2 protein-coding genes are annotated in these 2,011 nt (G+C 39.1%); both read right to left on the minus strand.

What is annotated here, in order from left to right; translation table 11 throughout:
- Nucleotides 1-692: 692 nt before the first annotated feature.
- Nucleotides 693-1,016 (minus strand): hypothetical protein, encoded by a 324-nt coding sequence (locus LKE01_RS11690; protein ID WP_056983106.1) that lies wholly within the window; start codon nucleotides 1,014-1,016, stop codon nucleotides 693-695.
- Between the two features lie 4 nt (nucleotides 1,017-1,020).
- Nucleotides 1,021-2,011 (minus strand): amidase domain-containing protein (locus tag LKE01_RS11695; RefSeq protein ID WP_186806022.1); only part of this gene is annotated, 991 nt, incomplete at its 5' end.

Genomic DNA, 2,011 nt, shown 5'->3' on the forward strand with positions numbered 1-2,011 from the left:
GGGTGTTAAAAATAGCAATGCAAGAAAAGAAAGTGGCAACAATAACTTCAGAATAAACGTACGTTTCATATAATTCACCTCATTACCGATGTAAGCTTCCATCCATCAGCTAATATTTAATTGGGTGAAACATCCAATACTTGATTGAGAGCTTAAAATATCTTGTGTAAACGCATAAAAGATATTTTAAGCTCTCCCATTTCTATAACGCACATCCCATTTGGTCTGCTAAGGTCAAATGCTTTTTTGCTTTAGCGCAAACCATGATTCAGTATATAACGATGACTAGATTACGATTGTGCACAGTGTGCTTTTCTTAAACTTCGGGTTGAGTGGGGTAGGCTATATGGAAAATCAACAAATAGTCTTTAACAATGAATAGTCTCACGTTAGAACCATATCCCACAGAATAGGCATCCTTTTGAGGAATGATATACACATTCTCATGAGTGGCCTTACTAGCCCATATACCGGATTGTATTTTACCACTGTTGAAACGGACGGACCGCTGACTGCTATGATGGTTCGTACGGCATTCTTGGTTGGGACGGTTAGTAACAGAACCAATGCGACAATTATCAAGACGAGTGAAATAATTTCTTTACGGATGATCACTATCCCCTTATTTTGCTTCTTGCTGAGTTTCAATCTGCTCCCATGACAGAAAATGACCCAGACATTCAAAATACGTTCTACGAGAGATATTGAACCCCAGGAACTGCTACATGGAAAATAACAAAATACGTTTTGACCCTGAACAAAGTATTTCTAACTCCTGTGTCATCAATATATCCATATTTATTGGGGATGGTATACAAATCCATCTTCAATTCTCGACTGTTTCCAGAATCATACTTTGGATTACACCTAAATGCAGACACAGGAGATGCTCCATGTATTAGCATAGTTGCTCTAACAGCATTTTTGGGCGGAATTGTGAAAAGAAGTATCACAATAATTAATATTCCTAAAAAAGCATATAAAGTTTTCTTTATTCTCATCAATGCACGTTTCATTCCCTTATACCCCCATTTCTATAACACGCATTTTATTAGTTCTAGAAGTGCCAAGAAAAGACTTGATCTTTGTTAACGGTGCAAATAATCTATTGTAATTATGAGAAGTATAATAGACCATATGCTTTGTGATCTTTGAAATAGTCAAGGTATGATGCCAACCTTGTCCTTTGGAATGCAACTGAACAACATCTCCCACATGAACCCTTGCCATTACTTTTCGAAAACTACTTGTTGCAAAATGCGGCCGATGCTTGACTTTAGTCCAATATTTGTAAAAACCATTCACCGTTGACCAGCTAGTAGAATAATTCCAGTGTCTTTGTAGTACCTTTCCAAAAATCTTGGTTGGCTTTGTTTGTCTGCAATACCATTTACGAGGACTTTTCGACCATTTATTTTTGGACCATGGATAGTGGCCCTTGACGTGCTTAGCACTCGAAGTCATTTTTCCACCGGCATGAAGCCTGTCTTGAGAGGCCCAATTAGTGCAGTCACCACCATCATTAAAATGCCCTAGATTGGGATAGTGCTTATTATATTTTTTATAATGCTTGCGTTCGTATCGGACTTCTCTTCGCTGGTTTCTATCCAGTTTTTCCCCCTTTTTCCAAGTCGTCTTATAAGACTTGTGTTTCGGCTTATTGCTTGGCTGAAATTGACCGTTTGAATGCATAGATTTCTGAGCATAATGATCAGAATGGGAGTTACGAGTTCCTTTATTCTGTGGCTGTTCCTGAGAAGTACCAGAGGCAGAAGCACCATTGTTCTTAGAGTTGTTACTTTGAAACTGAGTCTGGTTAGAACTTCTACTGGTAACAGCACTACCTGTTTTTGTAGTTGCAGAACCAGCAGAATCGTTGACACCTGTCATGCCCTCAGCAGTGCTGTTGTTGGTTCCATTAGTGGACTGGCCTTGGGGATTGGATACAACAGTAGCAGAACCATTATTGGTTGTGGCACCAGCTGTTGCACCACCAGTAGGAATTCTTCCG

Origin of the sequence: Lentilactobacillus kefiri (assembly GCF_007989105.1) — a bacterium.
GTDB lineage: Bacteria > Bacillota > Bacilli > Lactobacillales > Lactobacillaceae > Lentilactobacillus > Lentilactobacillus kefiri.